Origin of the sequence: Tepidanaerobacter acetatoxydans Re1 (assembly GCF_000328765.2) — a bacterium.
Classification (GTDB): domain Bacteria; phylum Bacillota; class Thermosediminibacteria; order Thermosediminibacterales; family Tepidanaerobacteraceae; genus Tepidanaerobacter; species Tepidanaerobacter acetatoxydans.
Map to the genome: position 1 here is coordinate 2276813 of NC_019954.2, position 23915 is coordinate 2300727.

Genomic DNA, 23915 nt, shown 5'->3' on the forward strand with positions numbered 1-23915 from the left:
CAAGTTAAAATAAAGCAGTAACTTCCACTCCCATCTCATTAAACAGCAGAAATTAGCTTTATAAATAAGGATTGCAATTAACAATATTTATATTTAGCTTTCATTTGACAAACTATATAGCAGATGACTATAATAGAGTCAGACATACTATTACAAGGGGGAATCCAAGTGAAAGACCTTGGCTTGGAAAAATTTCAAGATACTGTTGCCGGCTGTTTAGTAAGACACAAAAGTATTATAGATGTACTTACCAAGATTAACGAAACTTCTGCTAGGGTTAATCGTGCCGTATCTAAATCAGTAACAAGCTGTGGTTGCATACAAATTAATGCAAAAAAACAGCAAGTCCCCGCCGAGATAAGTCTTTATGAATTGGTATCATATATGGATACTCATGTTCAAGGAAAACTTTGTGATGATTGTAAGGAAATAATAGAACAGGAAATAGGAAATCATCTTTTTTATCTCGCAGCACTTTGCAACATCTTAGGCCTTAACATGAAAGATATCATCTGCAACGAAAATGAAAAACTATCGACACTGGGAATATACAACCTGTCGTAAAAAGTGGCAAATACTATGTTTTGCGCTTTAAATGCAAGCAGCTGCCGCATCTCAAGTGTTATTGTGATTTCTAAACAATTTTTGGCTTTTCATACAAATAGGCAAAAAAGAGTGTTTAAGACACTCTCTTTTTTATTTTAGACCTATTTCAACAGCTTCCTTAACATTTTTTATGCCTTCAATCTTTATTTTTGGGGATTTTTGCATGTCTATGGCATTTTCATAAGGAATGATAGCTTTTGAAAACCCCAGTTTAGCTGCTTCCTGAACCCTTTTTTCAACATGGCTTACAGCTCTTACTTCTCCAGCCAGGCCCACTTCACCGATTATGACGGTATCTTCCATCACCGGACGGTTTTTAAAGCTGGACGCAACGGCTAATTCTACCGCTAAATCAGCTCCGGGCTCCTCTATTTTTATTCCTCCTGCTACATTTATAAATATATCTTCTTGAGCTAACATAAATCCTAATTTTTTTTCTAAAACCGCTATTAAAAGAGCTGCGCGATTATAATCGATACCGGATGTCTGCCTCCTGGGCAGGTTAAAACCTGACCGAGATACCAGAGCTTGGACCTCTACCAAAAGAGGTCTGGTTCCTTCTAAAACGCACACTACCGCCGACCCCGCAGTATCTTTCGGCTTACCGGAAAGTAAATACTTTGACGGGCTACTCACTTCTACCAGACCTTTATCCCTCATTTCAAAAATACCTATCTCATTTGTTGACCCAAACCGGTTTTTCACAGACCTTAAAAGCCTATAAGAATGATATCTTTCACCCTCAAAATAAAGGACAGAATCCACCATATGTTCAAGCAGCTTAGGACCTGCCAAACTGCCTTCCTTGGTAACATGCCCTATAATAAATATGGCAGAACCTGTTTCTTTGGCAATCCTCAGGCATTTAACAGTTGCTTCTCTTATTTGGCTTACACTTCCGGGGCCTGATGAAAGTTCTGGAAAATACACGGTCTGTATTGAGTCAATAATTGCAACATCCGGCCGTAATTCCTTAATTGCCATCTCAATTATGTTCATATCGTTTTCAGCCAGTATATATAAAGCACCATCTTTAATTCCCAATCTATCTGCCCTAAGTTTTATTTGTTTTTCCGATTCCTCACCGGACACATAAAGTACACTTGTTTTTTTGCTTAAATTGCCGCAAATCTGCAACATAAGAGTGGACTTACCGATTCCTGGATCCCCGCCAACTAAAACAAGACTGCCGGGGACGATTCCCCCGCCTAATACGCGATCTAATTCATCTATTGATGTTAAAATCCTCTCATCTTCGGAATAAATTATATCCTTTAAATTCAACGGGCTTTTATATACTCCGGATACCTTCTCAACAGGTAAAACCTTTTCCTCCACAATGCTGTTCCAACTGTCGCATTCAGGACAACGTCCCATCCACTTTGGTGTAACAGCACCACACTGCTGGCATATAAATCTTTTCTTCTCTTTCAAAGTATTCTCCCCCTCAAGCTTTAGGCAGAAGAAAGGCAGCTAAGGCCTTTTTAGGTAAAGGTTGCCTTTGCTGCCTTATGTCAAGCATTAAAATTAAAATTTAGTTGTTGTAAGCTCTTTTTTCTTAAATGTGAACTCTTTCTCATCCTCGTCAACATCAACTAATACCACATCACCATCTGTAATACTGCCTTTTAACATTTCTTCAGAAAGTCTGTCTTCAATTCTCTTTTGAATTACACGGCGAAGCGGCCTTGCGCCATACATGGGATCATAACCCTCTTTGGCCAACACATCTTTAGCCTTGTCAGTAACCTCAATGGAAATTTGCTTTTCGGTAAGTCTTCTGTTAACCTCATCAATCATAAGAGTAACTATTTCTCGAATATGTTCCTCACTGAGAGGATGGAAAACTATAATCTCATCTATGCGGTTTAGAAATTCAGGCTTAAATGTTCTCTTAAGTTCATTTAAAACCATATCCTTCATTTCAGCATAGCTCTTTTCTTCTTCCTGCACCGGAGCAAAACCTAATACCTTCGGTTTTTGTATAAGATTTGCACCAACATTAGAAGTCATGATGAGTATAGTATTTCTAAAATCTACAGTTCGACCTTTTGCGTCAGTTAACCTGCCGTCCTCAAGAATTTGCAAAAGAATGTTGAAAACATCCGGATGAGCCTTTTCTATTTCGTCAAAAAGTATAACCGAATAAGGTCTGCGCCGAACTTTTTCAGTTAGTTCGCCGCCCTCTTCATATCCCACATATCCCGGAGGAGCGCCGACAATTCGAGATACAGCAAATTTCTCCATGTATTCAGACATATCCAGCCTGATCATGGCATCTTCATCGCCAAACATTGCATCGGCTAAAGCCCTTGCCAATTCTGTCTTGCCTACTCCCGTAGGTCCTAAGAATATAAACGAACCTATAGGTCTTGCAGGGTCTTTAAGGCCGGCATAAGCCCTCCGTATAGCTTTTGCAACAGCCTTTACAGCTTCGTCCTGACCTATGACTCTATTATGCAAAACTTCTTCCAATTTCAGCAGACGCTCTGACTCTTCTTCCGTTAAGCGTTTAACAGGTATTCCCGTCCAAATTGCAACAATATGTGCAATATCTTCCTCTTTTACAGTAGAGTTCTCAAATTTATAGTCTTTTTGCCATAACTCTTTTAATTTTTCCACCTCTGCCTTGACTTCTTGTTCCTTATCTCTAAGGCTTGCTGCTTTTTCAAACTCTTGTGCTCTTATGGCCGCATCTTTTTCCTTTCGGATAGCTTCTAGTTTATCTTCCATCTCGCGAAGCTCAGGTGGAGCCGTAAGTGTCTTTAAGCGCACTCGAGAAGCTGCCTCGTCAATCAAGTCAATGGCTTTGTCAGGTAAAAACCTGTCGGTAATATATCTGTAAGAAAGTTTTGCAGCAGCTTCAATCGCTTCATCGGAGATTTTAACACGATGATGTGCCTCATATCTATCTCTCAAGCCTTTTAGTATCTGTATGGTTTCTTCCACTGTCGGTTCCTCCACCATAATGGGTTGAAAACGACGCTCCAGTGCCGGGTCCTTCTCCACATATTTTCTATATTCGTCGATAGTTGTGGCGCCAATTGTTTGAATTTCGCCTCGAGCCAGAGCCGGTTTGAGTATATTTGAAGCATCGATAGCTCCTTCGGCAGCACCGGCCCCTATAATCGTATGCATCTCATCAATAAAAAGTATGACATTCCCCGCTTGCTTTATTTCTGTCATTACTTTTTTGAGGCGCTCTTCAAACTCACCGCGAAATTTAGTTCCGGCAACCAATGATGCCATATCAAGACTTACTACTCTTTTATCCTTTAAAATCTCAGGTACATTTTGTTCGATAATCTGTTGTGCAAGCCCTTCCACCACAGCAGTTTTTCCTACACCCGGCTCGCCTATAAGACAGGGGTTGTTCTTAGTGCGGCGGGTAAGAACTTGTATCACCCGTTCGATTTCCTTCTCGCGTCCCACCACCGGATCAAGCTTACCCTCAGCAGCCAGTTCTGTAAGGTCTCTGCCAAACTGATTGAGTGTTGGAGTATTGGCTGATTTCTTATAACTTCCTTGGGCCTTTGAATCCACTAACAGGTTCAAAACTTCTTCACGAGCTTTATCCAAGCTTACGCCCAAATTAGCCAATACCTGTGCCGCAACTCCTTCACCTTCTCGAATAAGACCAAGTAAGATATGTTCAGTACCTACATAGTTATGACCTAATCTCCTGGATTCATCTATAGCAAGCTCCATTACTCTCTTTGCTCTGGGTGTATAACCGATAGGTCCCTGTATCGGAAAGGGCCCTACTCCTATCATCATCTCTACCTGACTTCTTACTTTATCTGCATCTACACCAAGATTAATCAAAGCCCTGGCAGCAACTCCTTCACCTTCTCTTAACAGACCCAAAAGTAAATGCTCAGTGCCCACTACGTTATGATTAAGACGTCTAGCTTCTTCCTGTGCATAGGCAATTACTTTTTGAGCTCGTTCAGTAAATCTTCCGTTCATAATTTCACCTCATTTTCTTATTTTTTGTCTTATAAAGTCCGCCCTATATAAATCCCGTTCCACCGGTGACATTTCAGTATTCGATATTCCCTGGATATAGGCCGGACCGGTTGTAATAAACAAACTATTCAAAACCAATGGCTCTAAATCCTTTATAATCCCCATATCAACACCTAATTTTACATCAGATATATATGCTAAGGCTTCCTGTGATGAAATAATTTTGGCATTTGTCAATATGCCATAAGATCTTAGTATTCTATCCTCTAAACGGACTCGAGCTTCACCGGATAAATTCTCCCTAATTTTGCGTTCACTCATTAATATCTGACGGGTTACACCCATTACATTCTGAATTATATCCTCTTCTGATTTGCCTAAGGTTATCTGGTTAGATATCTGGTATAGATTGCCTTTGGCCTGCGACCCTTCTCCATAGATGCCTCGAACTACCAAACCCACTTGAGATATGGTAGCAAATATCTGCCCCATCTGATCCATCATTGTAAGCACCGGCAAATGCATCATTACCGATGCCCTCATGCCGGTTCCTACATTAGTCGGGCAAGCTGTAAGATAGCCTATTTTTTCATCAAAGGCAAAATCGAGTTTTGCTTCAAGTAAATCATCGATCTTATCTATTTCTTTAAATGCTTCATCTAACTGCAATCCCGGAAGCATGACCTGTATTCTCAAATGATCTTCTTCATTTATCATTATGCTTATTGTTTCATCCTGATTAACAATAACTGCACCATTTTTTGAAGAAGCCAAATCCGGACTGATAAGATGCATTTCCGAAAGCAGTATTTTGTGTTCCTCGGGCAGTTCTGCCATATTGTATAATTCAATATTCTGCCCTAAATTTGCATCTGCTCTTAAGGTTTCGTGTACATTCTTTATGATAGTCTTGGCCTCTTGTTCAGGTAGAAGATGAGGAAATGGGATATCATTTATATTGCGTGCAAGTCTAACTCTGCTGCTTATAACTATATCACTGTCAGGTCCGGGTGAACTTATCCACTTAATATTAGAAGGCTCCATGAGATTTTCTATACCCATTCGACCATCTCCTATTCTGTATCTTTATCTTTATTTTCAGCGTTTTTACTTTGTTCCAGTTGCTTTATTTTATCCCGTATTACCGCTGCACGTTCATATTCTTCTGCATTTACGGCTTCTTGGAGTTCTCCTTTTAACCGATTGATTTCATGCTGTATCCTAAGTTGCCCTCCGGTCCTTCTAGGCACTTTTCCAACATGATAAGTCTTGCCATGTATTCTACGCAGCAATGGATTCATTTGATCTTTAAATGTATTATAACACTGGCTGCATCCAAAGCGGCCGGTCTGAATAAAATTATCAAAGCTCAAGCCGCATCTGCTGCATTTAGCATTATCCATAGCATTAGTAAGACTTTGCTCTGTCGGTTCAAAGAAACTTGAAAGCAGTTTGCCTACTGAAAAACCGGCATCATCAAATCCTAAGACGCTAAAACCCGTTGGAAGCGAGATGTGTTTCTGCTTTGCACATACCTCACAAAGGTGCACTTGAAATTTTTCATTATTAACTATTTTAGTAATGTGAATCGTTGCCGGTCTCATCTGACATTCTTCACACAGCATTATTCTTCTCCCCCTTTTCTAGCTTCAAAGTCCATTATAGTTGTAATCACGGCTTTCATAATCCGTGCTCTAATTAAGTTACGGTCAGAAGAACTTAGTGGTAAATTGCATTTACTGACTGTAGCACATAAGATTTCTTTTTCCCTGTCTGTTATTACATCCTCTTCCCACAGCCTCTCAATAATGGCTTTCGCATCGGAGCCGGAAATGGAATCGCCAATACATTCAATGACATCTCTTAAAAATTCATCTTCTCTTATTTTTAACTTTTTAATCCTAATATATCCTCCGCCACCTCGGCGGCTTTCAACAAAATAGCCGCGCTCTAAGGTGAAGCGAGTTGTAAGGACATAATTTATCTGAGACGGAGCACACTGAAACTGATTTGCCATCTCATTCCTTTGTATTTCAAGAATTCCTTCCGGCATATCATCAAACATTTCCTTAATAAAATCCTCAATCATATCTGAAAGATTTGCCATAATATCCTCCTCTCTCAAGGATATGATTTGCTTCTAAAATGTTATTGACTTTCTCTGACCTTTACTTATATTATATTTCACCTTAGAAAAATATGCAAGCATTAATCACAATTAAATTTGTTACAAAAAATGCAAGGGAAGACTCTCTGTCCTCCCTTGTTGTACTATTTCCTTTTTTTCTTTAAAGCTGTTATTTCTTCAGAAATCTCCATAAGGCGATTAGTTCTTTGTTCTTGATTTTCAGGCGAAATCCATCCCATCAAGCTTGGAATTATCTCACCGTACATCGTATCATCAGTAAGTCGATCTTCTATAGTGTTATCAACTTTTTTCCCAACAGCATTTCTATCGTCGTTTGATTTGGAGTTTGTGTGCATTTTTTTGCGCACTCTTTTTTGGGATTTTGCCATACTGTGTCCTCCTTTTAATGTCTGAACCGGTTTTTATCCGGTCATATACTTTCTTATATTTAAGCTTTTCCTTAAAGCAAAACTTAAATTCAAGAATGGAGGACACATATTATGGAAAAATTACTCCTTATTGTTTTTAGTTTCAGCTATTATTTTTTCTGCAATCATCGCAGGTACTTCTTCATAATGGCTGAAGGTCGACACAAAGGAACCTCTGCCTTGTGTCATCGAACGCAGGTCAGTAGCATAACGAAGTATTTCCGACATAGGTACCTGTGCTTTAATATGCTGCATACCATCCTTCTGATCCATGCCAAGCACTCTGCCGCGGCGCTTATTTAAATCTCCAATAATATCGCCCATGAAATTTTCGGGTACAACCACCGTTAAATCCATAATAGGCTCTAAAAGCACCGGTTTTGCCTGAAGTGCACCTTTCTTAAAAGCCATTGAGCCTGCAATTTTAAAAGCCATTTCAGAAGAATCAACCGGGTGAAAAGACCCATCATATAAAATGGCCTTTATGCCTATCATGGGATATCCTGCGAGCACACCCTCTTTTAATGCCTCTCTAATTCCTTTTTCAACAGCAGGCACATACTGTTTCGGCACAGCACCGCCAAAAATTTTATCTTCAAACTGAAATTCTTCATTTAAATCAGTAGGTTGAAGTTCAAGCCATACATGGCCATACTGGCCTCGGCCACCACTTTGTTTTTTGTGTTTGCCTTCAACTTTGACTGTCTCGCGGATAGTTTCACGATATGGAATTTTGGGAGGTTCCAGTACAATCTCTGACCCAAACTTATTTGCAAGCTTTGCTGCTAAAACTTCAAGATGTATTTCTCCCATGCCGGAAACAAGGAGTTGACTTGTCTCCGGATCCTTTGAAACTTCAAAAGTCTTATCTTCCTCCATAAGTCTTGCAAGACCCGATGAAATCTTATCCTCATCCCCGGATGACTTAGGCTGTGCAGCTAATGTCAGTACAGGCTTTGGAAAATCAATAGGTTTAAGTAATATGGGATTTTCCTTATCTGCCAGAGTATCATTGGTTGTAGTATACTGCAGTTTAGCCACTGCTGCTATGTCTCCTGCCAAAACCTCGGTAATATTTTCCTGTTTTTTGCCCTTCAAAGCATAAATCTGACCAAATTTTTCAGTTTGGTTTTGAGTAACATTATATACTGAAGTATCAGATTTTACACTGCCTGAAAACACTTTAAACAACGTCAGTTTACCCACATAGGGATCTGCCATGGTTTTAAATACTAACGCTGAAAAAGGTTCATCGGCACTGCATTTTCTTATAATCTCTTCATCTGTACCCGGTTTTACTCCTATTTCATCAGGGCGGTCTTGCGGCGAAGCTGCATAATTGCAGATTACATCCAATAATAGATTAATTCCCTTATTTGTCAAAGATGAGCCACATAGAATAGGAAATATATCTCCCGAAATTATCCCTTTGCGCAATCCTTTTTCAATTTCGGTATCGGTTAGTTCTTCCCCTTCCAAATATTTCATTAAAATATCATCATCTGTTTCCGCCACGGCTTCCAACAATGCCGATCTGTATTTTGCCATGGTATCCTTTAAATCTTCAGGGACTGCACATTCTTTTAGATTCTTATCAGCAAAACTATACGCCTTCTCTGATACTATATCCACGATACCGTTGAAATTTGCTTCAGAACCAATAGGAAGCTGTAGAGGAACCGCCTTAGGACCAAAAAATTCACGAATCTGGTCGAGTACTTTGTTGAAATTTGCGTTTTCTCGATCCATTTTATTTATGAAAAATATGCGTGGCAGATTTGCATCTTCAGCATATTTAAATACCTGTTCAGTGCCTACTTCAACACCGGATACGGCACAAACGGCTATAACCGCATTTTCAACCACTCTAAGAGCGCTTTTTACTTCACCTACAAAATCAAAATATCCAGGAGTATCAATAATATTTATCTTGTTGTCTTTCCATTCACAAGGAGCAATTGCATTACTTATAGAAATTCTCCTTTTAATCTCTTCAGGATCATAATCGCAAATCGTATTACCTTCATCAATTTTCCCCAAACGATCAGTGGAGCCTGAATTATACAGCATAGCTTCGGCCAAGGATGTCTTTCCGGAACCGCTATGACCAATAAGACCTATGTTCCTTATCATGTCACTTTTATAGTTTTTCAAACCTGATCTCCTCCTTATCTTTAAATGAAATATTGAACCGCCGAAAATTATATAAATATTGCCTAATATATTATTCTACTAATATAAACCGATTTCCTGCTAAATATATTATTGAAAAATGTTTATTCTTAAATTCAATCGAATTTTTCTGTTACTTAATAAAAATAATATCATACTCTGCATTCTTGAACAATACGAACCTTATTCTTAGCAATAATAAAATAGGATCGGTTTTTTTCCGATCCTATTGCAAAACTATATTTGCGAATAATTAGGGGCTTCCTTAGTAATATATATGTCATGTGGATGGCTTTCTCTGAGCCCTGATGCACTAATTCTTACAAATTTTGCTTTTTTAAGTTCCTGAATATCTTTGGCCCCACAGTAACCCATACCGGCCCGAAGTCCTCCGAGCAGCTGATATACGGTTTCAGAAAGCGACCCTTTGTATGGAACTCGTCCCTCAATTCCTTCAGGCACCAGCTTTTTCATGTTTTCCTGAAAATAGCGGTCTTTACTGCCCTGTTCCATAGCTCCAATAGAACCCATACCCCTATATACTTTAAAGCTTCGGCCGTTAAATATTTCTATTTCACCCGGGCTCTCTTCAGTGCCTGCAAACAGACTTCCCAACATGACAGTATCAGCTCCTGCAGCTATAGCTTTTACAATATCTCCCGAATACTTTATTCCACCATCTGCTATAATAGGTATATTGTACTTTGCTGCTTCCTGCGAGCATTCATAAATCGCAGTAACTTGCGGTACTCCGATACCCGCTACAACTCTAGTGGTGCAAATAGAGCCGGGGCCCATTCCTACTTTTATAGCATCAGCACCCGCATTTATCAAATCGCGCGTTGCATCGGCAGTAGCTACATTTCCAGCTATAACTTGAAGATCCGGATACATTTCCTTAATTTTATATACAGCTTCAATAACACCTTTTGAATGACCATGTGCAGTATCAACAACTACCACATCTGCATTAGCTTCCACCAATGCCTTCAAGCGGTCTTTCATGTCGGCGGTTATCCCAACTGCCGCACCTACTAATAATCTTCCCTTTTGGTCCTTTGCTGAATTAGGATATTTGATAGCTTTTTCAATATCTTTGATTGTAATTAAACCCTTTAGATTAAAATCTTCATCAACTATGGGAAGTTTTTCTATTTTATGCTTCTTTAAGATTTTCATAGCACCATCAAGGTCCGTTCCCTCCGGTGCCGTCACCAGATTTTCCTTAGTCATAACATCTTTGATTTTTTTAGTTGTATCATCCTCAAAGCGAAGATCCCTGTTTGTAAGAATGCCAACAAGTTTCTTTCCCTCAGTAATCGGCACTCCGGATATCTTATACCTCTCCATAAGCTCTAAAGCATCTCCGATGAGATTTTCCGGAGATAAATAAAACGGGTCAACTATTACTCCATGTTCGGACCTCTTAACCTTGTCCACTTCTAAAGCTTGCATTTCAATAGGCATGTTCTTATGGATTATACCTATACCGCCTTCCCTGGCGATGGCAATAGCAAGCCGTGCCTCAGTTACCGTATCCATTCCGGCACTTATTATTGGAATATTAAGTTTAATTTTATTGGTAAGCCTTGTTGTAATATCCACGTCTCTTGGCAGCACTTCAGATTTTGAAGGTATGACCAAGACATCATCAAAACTTAAACCCTCCTTGTGAAATTTATCCAAAAAATCGCCCCCAAATAATTTTGCTACAATTATTATTCCAAAGTTTATCAAAGTTTAATATCTGTGTCAATAAAAACGCGGAATAACTGCACAGATTTTTCTTAAGCCTTGATTGACATATAAAATGTTGGTATAATAAATGCAATAATAAAGGGGAGTAGTTCGGGCTTTTGCCTTTGAAGGCTCAACATGCTGGCAAGACATCTTGCCTGGGCTTTCACCATTCTTGGGAATGAGACCTTTATTCCGGGTATTGATTGTATTGATTTGCTGCGGAATAAAGGTCTTTATTATTACCTTTCCTGATACTTAATACATCAAAACAACTTTATTCTAAAATTTAAGCGAGGTGTTTTTATGGACTTAAAACTTTTTTTCATGGCTTTTGGTATGTTGTTCCTGGCAGAAATGGGAGATAAAACTCAGCTTGCCGTATTTACCTTAGTAACACAGTATAAAAAACCGCTGCCCATATTCCTCGGAGCCTCACTTGCATTGGTCCTTGTTACTCTTATAGGTGCACTGTTTGGTGAAGTGGTGTCACGTTATGTTCCCACTGCATACCTTAAACTTGCGGCAGGTATTCTTTTTGTCGGCATAGGTATATTTGTTCTCATTGAAGCTGTGCCCGGAGTTTTGCATCAGCTTGGCCGCGGATGAGTTTAGCTGCTAAAGAAAAAGGCAATTGCCAGATGCAGTATGGCTTTACATTTATCAATTTAAATACTAATATACATATAAGAAGCATATATCAATACAAAACTCCAGCTTAGGGTGGTCTTTATGAAAAAGATAGATGAGGTTTTAGATGTCCTGATACAGTTAACAAAGGACAAACACGATGGGGTTTGTGCAGCGGATATTGCCTCAGAAATTGGAATGGACAGGGCAAATGTAAGCCGGTACTTAAATGAACTTTATAAAAATGGTAAAATCGACAAAATAAAGGGTAAGCCGGTACTTTACAAGACTAACGAAAATAAAAAAGTTGTTCCAGAGCAAAGTCTAAACAGCCAAATCTCATTAGACAGACTTATCGGTTCCGATATGAGTTTAAAAGCAGCCGTCCAATTGGCAAAAGCTGCTATGGCTTACCCGCCCGACGGCCTCCCAATATTGATACTCGGTGAAACCGGTGCAGGTAAGTCAATATTTGCAGAAGCTATATACGGCTTTGCTATAGAATCAAGTTTAATACCGGATGATGCTCCATTCATAAGCTTTAACTGTGCAGACTATGCAGACAATCCTCAGCTCCTGATAGCACAGCTTTTCGGAGTCAAAAAAGGTGCTTATACCGGTGCATTAGATGACAAGGTTGGCCTCTTAAAGAAAGCAGACGGCGGGATAATTTTTTTAGATGAAATACACCGTTTGCCGCCTCAAGGTCAGGAACTGCTCTTTATTTACATGGACAAAGGATATTTTAGGCCACTTGGTGAAACCGAGAAAATTGTTCGGGCAAATGCCCGACTAATAGCTGCCACTACGGAAGAACCTCAATCCTATCTTCTAAAAACTTTTATAAGGAGAATACCTGTAACAATAAATCTGCCTCCATTGCGGGAAAAGAGTCTAGCCGAAAGATGCAGTCTTATTTGTTCCTTTTTGAGCGAAGAATCGGCACGTATAAGTAAGGCTATATATATTGAAAGAAACTGCTTTATATCATACTTACTCTATAATTGCACAGGAAACATAGGTCAGCTAAAGAACGATATTCAGTTAGCTTGTGCTAAGGCTTTTTTAAACTACAAATCACAAAGCAAAGAATTCCTGATGATTTCGTCCGAAGATCTTCCGCCTCATGTAAAAAGGGGCATTATGCACCTGCATAAATTCAGAGATGAAATAGAAACATTGATAAGCGACAACGAAGACATGCTGTATTTTTCTCCCGATAAAGACTTTCATGCAATTTTTTCTAAAGACAATAGTGAACGCCATTTTTATGATGTTATAGAAGAAAAATTAGAAATATTGAATAAAAGTGGAATTGAGGAAAAGGAAATAAGTAGAATTTTAAATAGTGAAATAGAAAAACACTTTAAAAAATATATTCAAAACATGGTTGGCAAATATCATAAAGACGAAATTTCCAAAATAGTGGGAGAAAAGGTTATAGCCGTAACCGAAGATATACTAGATATGGCGGAAATGAAATTAAACAGATATATGGATGAAAAAATCTTTTTCGGCTTGGCCTTACATCTTCAAAAAACCATAGACCGCATAAGATCAGGAGGAAAAATATACAATCCCCGCATTAATTTCATAAGAATCAATTACCCTGATGAGTTTATAGCAGCCGTAGAAGCAGCAAAGCTAATTGACCAAAGGTTTAAAGTTGAAACCCCTCTAGATGAGATAGGCTATCTTGCCATGTTCTTTGTACCTGATACCGTCATAGAAAGTAATAAACCCGAAGGTAAAGTGGCAATCTTAGTTGCAATGCATGGCAATTCAACGGCAAGTAGTATGGCCCAGGTTGCAAATGACCTTGCCGGAACCGAACACGTCATAGGTATTGATATGCCATTGAGCATGGATCCGGAAAAAATGTATGAAACAATAAAGGAGTATGCAATTAAGTCCGACACCGGAAAAGGAATCTTATTGCTTGTGGATATGGGGTCACTTAAGAATTTTGGAAACATGATAGCTGAAGAAACAAATTTAAAGATAAAAACAATAGATATGGTAACTACTTTAATGGTCATAGATGCTTGCCATAAGGCCATTATGGGAAAACATTTGGATGAAATATATGAATCTGTATCAAAAACAAATCCAATAGAACTTTATAATATGAAAAAGGTTGAAAAGAGCAAAGAAAACATTATAATTACTGCGTGTTTTACCGGTCATGGTGCTGCAAAAGAACTAAAAAGAATTCTTGAAGAAGAGTATTTAATTAATAATCATATAAAAGTCATCCCACTTGAATTTATAAACAAAGCAGAGTTTAATAGGAGCGTGGAAAAATATCAAGAAACACATAACATTGTAGCGATTGTTGGCACTCTTGATTTTACCATTTGCCACATACCATACATATCGGCTGTTGATTTACTGACGGGCAAAGCAAAAGACTTTTTGCTAAAACTTATCGATGAAGTCGACATCTGTGAAAAAATAGAAGTATCATTGTGCGAGCATCTCAGAGCAGTAAATGCAAAAGATTGTTTTAGGATGTCCAAATCAGTTGTTCTGGATATCCAAAGAGCACTGAGTTTAACAATACCATCGGAAGTAAAAATAGGTATAATACTTCACATAGCCTTTCTAATAGAAAAGCTGGCGTCAGGCGGCAAAAGGACAGTTTTTGAGAATTTTGAGGAATATAAAAAAGCACATAGCAGTGAACTAAATACCATAATAAACTACATAAAACCGATTGAAGATTATTTCAATATAGATATCGGGCCGCATGAGTGCGCATATCTTTGCAGAATGTTCCTAGAAAATACATCCACTGAACAGTAATTTTTAATAAGTGTGTAATAGTGTAAAAAGTGTGTATTGAATAAATACACACTTTCTTATTTCCCTCACACCAGAATCCTTCGATATTTGAGAATAAAAGTCCAGTTGTAAATATTCGGCATGATACTTGCGTATATAAATAGTAGCAAGGAGGTGAAAATGTGAAAAAGATTATGCTGGTATGCTCTTCAGGGTCTTCCACAAGTCTTCTTGTCAAAAAAATGCAGGAAGCTGCTCAAAAAAAAGGCTTAAAGGACGTAGAAATTGTAGCTACATCACAAGCAGAAGCTAAAAATCATTACGATGATACGGATGTACTTCTTTTGGGGCCACAGGTACGGTACTTATATAATGAGCTAAAGAAGACTCTTGCCGGCAAAAAAATTGTTCTGGATGTCATAAACAGTAGGGATTATGGAATGATGAACGGAAAGGCAGTTTTGGAGCAAGCACTTAAATTATCAGATCAGGAAGGCGTATAAGAAAAAAGTAAATTGAAAAAGGAGGATTTTGGTTATGGAAGCCTTTATAGAATGGATGGATAAGCATTTTGTGCCAATAGCGGCCAAAATCGGAGCTCAGAGGCATCTTGTAGCTATACGTGATGGATTTGCCGGGATTATGCCGTTGATACTCGCAGGTTCTTTCGCTGTACTTCTAAACAATACTCTTTGTATTTGGGTACCGGCACTGGAGTTTCTGGTTCCAATAAATAGTGCTGTATGGTGGGGCACCTTCGCTATAATGACTCTGCTTATAGTTTTTTCCGTAGGTTACAATCTGGCAAAAAGCTATGATGAAGATGCATTGGTCGCAGGTTTAATATCCGTAGCAAGTTTTATAATTACTCTTCCTCAGGCACCCGAAGGGGTAGGTTGGGGTTTTATTAAAATAAATTATTTGGATGCTACGGCACTTTTTACAGGCCTTTTAGTTGCCATTATAGCAACTGAAATATTTGTAAAACTCACTAAGGCTCATTTGGTCATAAACATGCCCGGCGATGTACCTCCATCTGTTGGTAGAGCTTTTGCAGCATTGATTCCCAGTGCTGTCACAGTTTATGTTTTTGGAATTTTAACTTCAATAATTACAGCTATGGGCGGCACAAGCTTGTATGATATTATATTGCAGACTATTCAGATTCCGCTTCAGAATCTCGGTCAAAGCGTAGGTTCGGCTATGCTGGCAACCTTCCTGATAACACTATTTTGGTTTTTTGGACTTCATGGAGCAAACCTGCTTGACCCTGTAATGAATGCTATTTACGTTCCGGCACTGCAGGCCAATGCTGCTGCAATTCAGCAAGGCGCAGTACCTCCAAACCTTATTACAAGGGTATTTTTTGACACATATTCTCATCTTGGCGGTTCAGGTGCAACGCTGGGTTTAGTTATTGCCATATTGCTTGTTTGTAAAAAAAGGCAGGATTTAAAGAGTCTGGCAAAACTTGCACTGCCTGCCGGCATCTTCCAGATTAATGAACCTATTATCTTCGGCTTACCCATAGTATTAAATCCAATACTATTTATACCTTTTATAATAATTGAACCGATACTCACACTTATTTCGTATCTTGCTACAGCCATAGGCTTGGTTCCTCCTACATACGTTGCAATTCCTTGGACATCACCTGTAGGAATCGGAGCATTTTTAGCCACAGGAGGAAGTCTTGGAGCAGCAATATTAGCCGTAGTAAATCTTGTAATTGCTACTCTAATATATATTCCATTTGTAATCCTGTTGGATAGACAAGAATCTTCAAATGATATGGATTTGCCCCAATAAATATGCTCAAGCAGAAGTAACGGAAAACTTCGTTACTTCTGCATATCTTGTTGCATTAAAAACTTAGCATTTTGGACAACATTTATAAAACAAATATAATGAGGAGCGATTATCTTATGGATTTAGAAAGAGATATACTTAATTTGATAACATACAGCGGTGAAGCAACAAGCCTTTCCATCGAAGCGATAGAATATGCAAGAAACGGAGAATTTGCCAAAGCCGAAGATTGTTTTAAAGAAGCTGACGAAAAACTTATAATGGCGCATAAAGTTCAGACCTCTTTAATGCACAGAGAAGCAGCCGGTGAGAGCTTTTCTATGTCGATACTTTTAGTGCATGCACAGGACCATTTGATGAATTCCATTACAACGAATACCTTGGCTAAAGAATTTGTCAAGGTATTCAGCGAACTTGAGAGTTTAAAGAAGAAAGGTGAAGCCTAAATGAAAGAACTGGGGATTTCCATATATCCTGCAGAAACTAATATAGAAGATGATTGTAGATATATAGATACAGCTCGCAAATATGGCTTTACAAGAATATTTACTAACCTCATTTCCGTAGAAAACGATCAACATATGTTAGAATGTTTCAAGAAAGTATGTTTATATGCCAGGAAAAATAATATGAAAGTAATTGCAGATATAAATCCAGAGGTCTTACAAACTTTAGGAGTTTGTCCGAACGATATAGAATTTTTTTACAATCTTGGCCTTTTTGGCATACGCTTTGACACGGGTTCCAACGGTTTTGACGAAAGTCTTATGACTTACAATCCTTATAATCTTAAAATCGAAATAAACATGAGCTCCGGAATAAAATATCTGGAAAATATCATGGAATTTAGGCCCAACATAGATAATCTCCTGGGCTGCCACAATTTTTATCCGTTGAGATATACCGGGTTATCGAGGGAACATTTTTTAAAATGTTCAAAGGCATTTACATCCTACGGGATACCTGCCGCGGCATTTGTTACATCTTCCAGCGCAAAGTTTGGGCCGTGGCCGGATAATGACGGACTCTGCACGCTGGAAGAGCATCGAAACCTTCCGATAGAAACCCAGGCCAAAGATTTTTTTAATACCGGTCTTATAGATACGGTAATAATAGGTAACTGTTATGCATCGGAAGATGAATTAAAAACCTTAAGTTCTTTAGATAAAGATATATTAAGTTTAAATGTAGAACTTGAAGATGGCATCTCCGAAATTGAGAAAAAAATTGTCCTTGATGAGCCTCACTTTAACAGAGGTGATATCTCGGAATACTTAATAAGGTCTACTCTTAGCAGAGTAAAATATAAGAATAATTTTTTTAAGCTCTTTAATCCCAAACAGGATATAAAAAGGGGTGATATCTTAATTCCAAGTTCCTCATACAAAAGATATGCAGGGGAGCTCCAAATAGCATTAAAAGATATGGAAAACAGCGGAAAAATAAATGTTGTAGGTAGAATAATTCCTGAAGAAGTGTTTTTAATAGACTTAATACATCCATGGCAAAAATTCAAGTTTAAGCTGAAATAATTCGTCATGGCTTAAAAAATAAGGAGGTTTAACGATTTGTTTGAGAAAAAATTTAAGGTTGCTGTCATTGGAGGCGGATCAAGTTATACTCCCGAGCTCATCGAAGGCTTTATTAGTAAAGCTGCAGAATTACCGATTGGCGATATATATTTGGAGGATATCGAGCCGGGCAGACATAAACTGGAAATAGTCGGCGGTTTGGTACAGCGGATGGTTGAGAAGGCAGGACTTGATATTAATATTCATCTGACTTTTGACAGACACGAGGCAATTTCCGGCGCCGATTTTGTAATATCTCAGTTCAGAGTTGGCGGTCTCGATGCACGTATAAGGGATGAAAAGATTCCTTTGAGATATGGTGTCATCGGGCAGGAAACTACCGGTCCGGGCGGCTTTGCTAAAGCACTGAGAACAATTCCCGTTACAATCGACATATGCAGAGATATAGAACAATTTGCACCTGACGCATGGCTGATAAATTTCACTAATCCATCCGGCATAATTACTGAGACTGTGTTAAAACATACGGAAGTTAAAATGCTTGGGCTTTGCAATGTACCTGTCAACATGGTCAATTATGTGGCTGAGGCTTTTGGAGTCGAAATGGAAAGGGTATACATACAATTTGCAGGATTGAATCACTTAGTATGGGGGCAAAAAATCTTTCTAGACGGGGAAGATGTAACAGAAAAACTGCTGCTTCAGCTTGCTTCCGGACAGGATTTTAACATGAAGAACATTCCTGATTTACTATGGGACAAAGACCTGATTGAATCTCTGGGCATGCTCCCATGTCCTTATCACCGCTACTACTATATGTCGGATAAAATGCTGGAAGAGGAAATCAAAGAAGCATCACATACCGGCACTCGGGGCCAAGTAGTAAAAATGGTTGAACAGGAACTGTTTGAAATTTACAGGAATCCAAAATTAAATGTAAAACCGCCTGAGTTGGAAAAGCGCGGTGGTGCTCTTTATTCATATGCCGCATGCAATCTTATCAGCTCTATAGCAAATAACAAAAAGGATATACAAATAATTAATGTAAAAAACAACGGTGCAATTCTTGATTTGCCCGAAGACTCAGTGATTGAAACCAACTGTATTATTGATAAAGACGGAGCACATCCGCTAAGCGTCGGACATGTGCCTGCCAAAATAAGGGGATTAATGCAAGTGGTAAAAGCCTATGAAGAACTTACTGTACACGCCGGTATAAGCGGAGATTACCATTCGGCCTTGCAAGCATTAACCATACATCCCTTGGTACCATCTTCAAGCATAGCAAAAAAGCTGTTGGATGACATCCTGGCCGAAAATAAAGAATTCCTCCCACAGTTTTTTTAGAATTAAAATGTTTGCTACAAATCACAGTCGGTTGTGAACCCAGTGCTTATTGCAGCGCGGCTCATATTTCCCTTGGCCGCCTACGACGATATCCTGGTCTTTGTCAAATAAAGCCAATGTCTTGGTGGCCGGTTTCCCGCAGGCGGCACATACACCGTATAATATGGTAATATCATCCGCAATACAGAGGATTTCCGGCATAGGACCAAAAGGCTTGCCTTCTGCTGTGGTATTTAGGCCTGTAATCAGCACTAAAAACCCGCTATCTCTCAGATCCTTTATTACTTGTACAATTTTTTTATCAAAAAACTGTGCTTCATCTATGGCAACTACATCATAATTATCTCTTTTTATAAGCTCGAGAATTTCCAAGGGGCATTTTATGTTTATAGCTGTTACATTATCTCCGTTATGCGACATCACACAGCTTTCACCGTAACGGTCGTCAAGCATGGGCTTTACAATCAGAATTTTTTTCTTTGCCCATTTAAGTTCATCAATGCGTTTTATAAATTCTCTGGTTTTGCCGGCGTACATGGCGCCTGATGCAATCACTTCTATCCATCCGAAATCCGGTCTAATCATGGCTATCTCCTTTACTCCGATTATTAAAAAACAATCTGTAGTGTCAGTGTTTCCACTTAATTTTATCAGAAAGAACTTCTCCCATCAATAATGCAAAAGCCCCTTAAAGCCAGGAAAATGCTTAAGGGGCAAATGTTACTCAACTCAATCTATTAACCGCATTTGGAATAACCACAGCTTCGACAGATAACGCAGCCGCCTTCGTGCTCAAGTCTATGGCCACATTCAGGGCAGGTACCTCCGTTTACTTTTTTTTTAGTAGGATTTGGATTATGCAATCCATCCTCAGAGGTCGCCGTTGCTTCGGGATCGGTATCCAAATAGCGCTTAATATAGGCCTCATTGGATCCGTTGCCGTTGCCGTTTACTATTACATTCTCGCCAATGCTACGTTCTATAGCTCGACCTATAGCATCAGGACATGAAAGCACTTTTATATCTTTATTGTTTGCCATTTGCCGTAAAGTGGAATGGCAGCGAATGCCCTTTAGTTGTTCTACTATAGCTTTTACATCAATTCCTGAACGTAAAGCCATAGAAATAAGGCGGCTAGTGGCTTCTGACTGAGATGGGCAGCCCCCTGCTCGGCCTAAATTGGTAAATACCTCACAGATGCCGTTTTCGTCAGAGTTTACAGTGATATAAAGGTTTCCACAGCCAATCTTTACTTTCTCTGTATTGCCGTAGGTTACACTTGGCCTGGGTCTTGGTTTTATTTTATAACGTGCAGGCCTTTCTTTTTTTGTACCTTTATTTAAAACCTGTTCCTGCCTGCTTCCGTCTCTATAGATTGTAACGCCTTTACAGCCTAGATTATAAGCCATCATATATACTGTTTTAACATCTTCCCGAGTAGCACTGTTTGGAAAGTTTACGGTCTTGGACACAGCATTATCGGTGTATTTTTGGAAAGCCGCCTGCATTTTTATATGCCATTCCGGCTTAATATCATGTGCCGTAACAAAAACTCTTTTTATTTCTTTGGGTAATTCATCTATACCTTGAAGCGTTCCCTGAGTTACTACTTTCTGCATCAGTTCTTCACTATAAAGGCCCTGCTCTTTAAGAACCTGTTTGAAAATCGGATGAACTTCTACCAATCGCTGGTTGTCCATTACGTGGCGTTCAAAGGCTAGGGCAAATATTGGTTCAATGCCGCTGGAAACCCCCGCAATAATACTTATAGTTCCTGTTGGCGCTATTGTGGTAGTAGTAGCATTTCGGATGCGCATGCCCTTTTCCTTATAGATGCTCTTTTCCCAATTAGGGAAAACTCCTCGCTCTTTTGCAAGCTCGCAAGATGCATTTTTAGATTCACTATCAATAAAGCTCATTATGGCTTCGGCAGTTTTTACCGCCTCATCGGAATTATACGGAATACCCAGTTCTATCAGCATATCGGCAAAGCCCATCACGCCAAGACCGATTTTTCGATTAGCCTTGGTCATTTCCTCAATTTCCTTTAAGGGATACAGGTTTACATCGATTACATCGTCTAAAAAGCGCACAGCCAGGTGTACCGTTTCCTTTAAACTTTCATAATCAATTGTATTTTTATTACCGGATTTTTTTATAAATTTAGCAAGATTTATAGAACCTAAGTTGCACGACTCATAAGGCAGAAGAGGTTGTTCACCGCAGGGGTTCGTGCTTTCAATATCACCAATTTCCGGAGTAGGATTGTCCTCATTCATCCTATCGATAAATACGATTCCCGGCTCGCCATTGTTCCATGCCATGTCCACTATTAAATCAAAGACTTCCCTTGCCCTGAGTTTTCCTGTGGGTTTTTTCGTGTGTGGGTCGATAAGGTCATAATTTCCATCTTCTTTCAGTGCTTCCATAAACTTATCGGTAATAGCCACACTTATATTAAAATTGGTAATTTCCTTGTCATTTTTCTTACATTGGATAAAATCTAAAATATCCGGATGGTCCACCCGGAGTATGCCCATGTTGGCACCCCGGCGCGTGTTATGGCTTATAAAGCCGGCTGCAATATAAGTATTATTATCAGGTACCGAAAGGTCCAGTGTAAACGCTTCATCGTCCTCAACAGTTTCAACCCTATCATAAAACTGATTATTTTCCAAGAACCATTTGAGCGGACTTTCAGCAACTTCCGGATATTTCTCAGCCAGGTAACTTAACCTGCTGCGATTTAGATTCCTCGGTGCCGCCACCTTAGGCAAATAGTGCTGTATATCCCTATAAAGCTCCCGGTTGGCACCTAGGTCCATCCTTTCATGACCGCACCCCCTACCCGGGCCGTCGTAAATTTTGGCAAAGACTTGCTGTTGATTAGGTATAATATCATTAAATTCCCAAGCTCTATTATCAATCACTTCCAAGCGATCATTTTTTGCCGTAGAAATAAATCCTATCCTGTCTCTAAATATCACATAACCCTCTTGTGTAATTAGGTTAAGCCTGTATATTGGATTTTTGCCAAGAGAGTCCTGTCGGTCAATGTTGATGATTGTTCTGGAAGGAATGCCAAGAGATAATAACAGTTCTCTTACTCCATCGACCAATTCCTTTGAAATGGAATATAATGTCACATAACCTTCCTTACTTACGGTTCCATCTGCGCTAAACAGTCCTCTCAAAAAACCCGTAGCAAAGTTGACTCCTGCTCGGAAAGCTATCTCAGGCACTTTTACATCCATGGAAGAAACTTTATCAACACCGATGTGTTTCAGCCAATGGGCAAGGACCGTAGAATTATAAAATAGATTTGAACTCTTGTCTCCCGGCTTTTTGTTTATAACCGGCTCTATGGAAAAAAGTTTGTTGCCCAAGGATATTATCCTATCAAAAACTTCCGGTTCATCATCGGCAACGGAAAATATCACCCGACCGGTACCTCTTTCATTGAAACTGAAACTACCATCACCTATAAAGTAACCTATAAACTCGCCAAGGTCTTCAGAAGGTTCCTGAGGCAAAGTTATTTCCTTGGCATTAAAATGTGACTCATATTCAAAATCCGGTAACCGATAGTCAGTAGTCTCGGGATATGTATTTTTCTTAAGGGCTAACCAATCACCTTTTTTTATATCTTTTGCATGTTTCCAAATATAGTTGCCGTCACTGTCGATTACCCGGAGCCGGTGCTCATGTGTTATACATACAGAATATCCGCACTCCGTGGATATTTTCTTGACCTTTGCTTTACCGTGAACATAAAACTCGTCGGCCTCTTTTACACCTTCATCGGTATACAATTTTAGCGGTGTTTCATATTTATGCCAGCTGTCCTCCGGGAGATCACAAGGGGCTAATTCTTTTATTTTAATAAGGCCGTTTACCGTAGCAATTCGAGTATTTTCATCCACACACCCACCTTGTTTTACAGCCTCGGTAGCTGCATTAAACACCTTCATAAAGGATATGGGGCCTGATGCCACACCTCCGGTAGATTTAACCATAGCTCCCTTTGGGCGAAGACGCGAAAAGCTAAATCCTGTCCCGCCGCCGCTTTTATGTATAAGTGCTGATGATTTTATTGAATCGAATATCCCTTCCATCGAATCCTCCACAGGCAGCACAAAGCAAGCCGAAAGTTGGCCAAGCTCTCTTCCGGCATTCATCAGCGTGGGGGAATTCGGCAGAAATTTAAGTTCCGATATCATATCATAAAATTTCTTAGCCCAATCATCAGATTTATCCTGAACATACTTTAGCTCTGCCTTAGCAATGGCATTAGACACTCTTTCTATCAAAGTCTCGGGAGTTTCTATAACCTTACCGCTTGAATCCTTGGCAAGGTATCGTTTTTCTAAAACCACCCTTGCATTTTCCGTCAAATTTATTTTGTCCGTTCCCATCAGATCACCCTTTTTGTTTTGATTGCCTATTTCTTTTAAATCAAATTTTCCCCTATTTACGGTATCTTAAACAGGATTTATAAAATTAAAATTTGTTAAGACTTTACAAAACAGCTTCTTAATAATTCAGAATAGTATATACTATATCTAGTAGTAATTTAATTATATAATACTATATATTGCCTTTTCAAATCCAAAAAAGAGCGTATAGTAAATTTTTATCTCTTGATTACTGTGTAGCTATCTTTCCCTCTGTCTTATTTATTATTACGAAATATGGTTCCGGTTAAGAAATAACTTTGTTAAAGGCGGCGGCGCTTTATAAGGGTTTGGCCGATAAATCAAATACTGATTTCAC

Annotated in this window: 18 protein-coding genes; 8 read left to right on the forward strand and 10 right to left on the reverse strand. The window is 39.1% G+C overall.

The features are described from left to right. Positions 1–168: 168 nt before the first annotated feature. Entirely contained in the window at positions 169–564 is a 396-nt protein-coding gene (locus TEPIRE1_RS10865; RefSeq protein WP_013779219.1) for a nucleoside triphosphate pyrophosphohydrolase family protein, read from the forward strand. A 132-nt stretch (positions 565–696) separates the two neighbouring features. On the opposite strand, the gene radA is transcribed toward TEPIRE1_RS10865, so the two are convergent. The 8 genes from radA to guaB all read right to left on the reverse strand — a co-directional run bounded on the left by radA (position 697) and on the right by guaB (position 10989). After that, entirely contained in the window at positions 697–2040 is a 1344-nt protein-coding gene (radA, locus tag TEPIRE1_RS10870) for a DNA repair protein RadA (protein ID WP_013779220.1), read from the reverse strand. A 93-nt stretch (positions 2041–2133) separates the two neighbouring features. Continuing rightward, positions 2134–4575, reverse strand: coding sequence for an ATP-dependent Clp protease ATP-binding subunit (locus TEPIRE1_RS10875; RefSeq protein WP_013779221.1), 2442 nt, complete (start codon positions 4573–4575; stop codon positions 2134–2136). Positions 4576–4584: 9 nt separating this feature from the next. Next, positions 4585–5637: a protein arginine kinase gene (locus tag TEPIRE1_RS10880; protein WP_013779222.1), complete on the reverse strand. Its 1053-nt coding sequence runs from the start codon at positions 5635–5637 to the stop codon at positions 4585–4587. Positions 5638–5648: 11 nt separating this feature from the next. Continuing rightward, entirely contained in the window at positions 5649–6200 is a 552-nt protein-coding gene (locus TEPIRE1_RS10885) for a UvrB/UvrC motif-containing protein (RefSeq protein ID WP_013779223.1), read from the reverse strand. Beyond that, complete coding sequence (locus tag TEPIRE1_RS10890) at positions 6200–6682, reverse strand: CtsR family transcriptional regulator (protein WP_013779224.1); 483 nt, start codon at positions 6680–6682, stop codon at positions 6200–6202. The genes TEPIRE1_RS10885 and TEPIRE1_RS10890 overlap by 1 nt, the downstream gene beginning before the upstream one ends. A 164-nt stretch (positions 6683–6846) precedes the next feature. After that, the gene (locus tag TEPIRE1_RS10895; RefSeq protein ID WP_013779225.1) at positions 6847–7092 is read right to left on the reverse strand and encodes a hypothetical protein; all 246 of its coding nucleotides are present in this window, start codon (positions 7090–7092) and stop codon (positions 6847–6849) included. 120 nt (positions 7093–7212) lie between these two features. Continuing rightward, the gene (fusA, locus tag TEPIRE1_RS10900) at positions 7213–9285 is read right to left on the reverse strand and encodes an elongation factor G (RefSeq protein ID WP_013779226.1); all 2073 of its coding nucleotides are present in this window, start codon (positions 9283–9285) and stop codon (positions 7213–7215) included. 255 nt (positions 9286–9540) lie between these two features. Next, positions 9541–10989 (reverse strand): IMP dehydrogenase, encoded by a 1449-nt coding sequence (gene guaB / locus TEPIRE1_RS10905; RefSeq protein ID WP_013779227.1) that lies wholly within the window; start codon positions 10987–10989, stop codon positions 9541–9543. A 357-nt stretch (positions 10990–11346) separates the two neighbouring features. Here guaB and TEPIRE1_RS10910 point away from each other — a divergent pair, with 357 nt between their 5' ends. The 7 genes from TEPIRE1_RS10910 to TEPIRE1_RS10940 all read left to right on the forward strand — a co-directional run bounded on the left by TEPIRE1_RS10910 (position 11347) and on the right by TEPIRE1_RS10940 (position 19142). Then, positions 11347–11649, forward strand: coding sequence for a TMEM165/GDT1 family protein (locus tag TEPIRE1_RS10910; protein WP_013779228.1), 303 nt, complete (start codon positions 11347–11349; stop codon positions 11647–11649). A 123-nt stretch (positions 11650–11772) separates the two neighbouring features. After that, positions 11773–14475, forward strand: a complete 2703-nt coding sequence (locus TEPIRE1_RS10915; protein ID WP_013779229.1) for a sigma 54-interacting transcriptional regulator — start codon at positions 11773–11775, stop codon at positions 14473–14475. Between the two features lie 161 nt (positions 14476–14636). Beyond that, positions 14637–14957: a PTS sugar transporter subunit IIB gene (locus TEPIRE1_RS10920; protein ID WP_013779230.1), complete on the forward strand. Its 321-nt coding sequence runs from the start codon at positions 14637–14639 to the stop codon at positions 14955–14957. Between the two features lie 34 nt (positions 14958–14991). Beyond that, the gene (locus TEPIRE1_RS10925) at positions 14992–16263 is read left to right on the forward strand and encodes a PTS sugar transporter subunit IIC (RefSeq protein ID WP_013779231.1); all 1272 of its coding nucleotides are present in this window, start codon (positions 14992–14994) and stop codon (positions 16261–16263) included. A gap of 116 nt (positions 16264–16379) precedes the next feature. Then, positions 16380–16709 (forward strand): PTS lactose/cellobiose transporter subunit IIA, encoded by a 330-nt coding sequence (locus tag TEPIRE1_RS10930; RefSeq protein WP_013779232.1) that lies wholly within the window; start codon positions 16380–16382, stop codon positions 16707–16709. Beyond that, positions 16710–17795 (forward strand): DUF871 domain-containing protein, encoded by a 1086-nt coding sequence (locus TEPIRE1_RS10935; RefSeq protein ID WP_013779233.1) that lies wholly within the window; start codon positions 16710–16712, stop codon positions 17793–17795. A gap of 36 nt (positions 17796–17831) precedes the next feature. Then, positions 17832–19142: a 6-phospho-beta-glucosidase gene (locus TEPIRE1_RS10940; RefSeq protein WP_013779234.1), complete on the forward strand. Its 1311-nt coding sequence runs from the start codon at positions 17832–17834 to the stop codon at positions 19140–19142. Between the two features lie 21 nt (positions 19143–19163). On the opposite strand, the gene TEPIRE1_RS10945 is transcribed toward TEPIRE1_RS10940, so the two are convergent. Continuing rightward, positions 19164–19727: a thymidine kinase gene (locus tag TEPIRE1_RS10945; RefSeq protein ID WP_013779235.1), complete on the reverse strand. Its 564-nt coding sequence runs from the start codon at positions 19725–19727 to the stop codon at positions 19164–19166. Between the two features lie 152 nt (positions 19728–19879). Then, the gene (locus tag TEPIRE1_RS13260) at positions 19880–23542 is read right to left on the reverse strand and encodes an adenosylcobalamin-dependent ribonucleoside-diphosphate reductase (protein ID WP_414929849.1); all 3663 of its coding nucleotides are present in this window, start codon (positions 23540–23542) and stop codon (positions 19880–19882) included. Positions 23543–23915: the final 373 nt, after the last annotated feature.

What these genes read in the sequence shown, in the direction of transcription:
- TEPIRE1_RS10875 (WP_013779221.1), bottom strand. Translation starts at nt 4,575, where the DNA reads ATGAACGGAAGATTTACTGAACGAGCTCAAAAAGTAATTGCCTATGCA.
- TEPIRE1_RS10880 (WP_013779222.1), bottom strand. Translation starts at nt 5,637, where the DNA reads ATGGGTATAGAAAATCTCATGGAGCCTTCTAATATTAAGTGGATAAGT.
- TEPIRE1_RS10885 (WP_013779223.1), bottom strand. Translation starts at nt 6,200, where the DNA reads ATGCTGTGTGAAGAATGTCAGATGAGACCGGCAACGATTCACATTACT.
- TEPIRE1_RS10890 (WP_013779224.1), bottom strand. Translation starts at nt 6,682, where the DNA reads ATGGCAAATCTTTCAGATATGATTGAGGATTTTATTAAGGAAATGTTT.
- TEPIRE1_RS10895 (WP_013779225.1), bottom strand. Translation starts at nt 7,092, where the DNA reads ATGGCAAAATCCCAAAAAAGAGTGCGCAAAAAAATGCACACAAACTCC.
- TEPIRE1_RS10910 (WP_013779228.1), top strand. Translation starts at nt 11,347, where the DNA reads ATGGACTTAAAACTTTTTTTCATGGCTTTTGGTATGTTGTTCCTGGCA.
- TEPIRE1_RS10915 (WP_013779229.1), top strand. Translation starts at nt 11,773, where the DNA reads ATGAAAAAGATAGATGAGGTTTTAGATGTCCTGATACAGTTAACAAAG.
- TEPIRE1_RS10925 (WP_013779231.1), top strand. Translation starts at nt 14,992, where the DNA reads ATGGAAGCCTTTATAGAATGGATGGATAAGCATTTTGTGCCAATAGCG.
- TEPIRE1_RS10930 (WP_013779232.1), top strand. Translation starts at nt 16,380, where the DNA reads ATGGATTTAGAAAGAGATATACTTAATTTGATAACATACAGCGGTGAA.
- TEPIRE1_RS10935 (WP_013779233.1), top strand. Translation starts at nt 16,710, where the DNA reads ATGAAAGAACTGGGGATTTCCATATATCCTGCAGAAACTAATATAGAA.
- TEPIRE1_RS10945 (WP_013779235.1), bottom strand. Translation starts at nt 19,727, where the DNA reads ATGATTAGACCGGATTTCGGATGGATAGAAGTGATTGCATCAGGCGCC.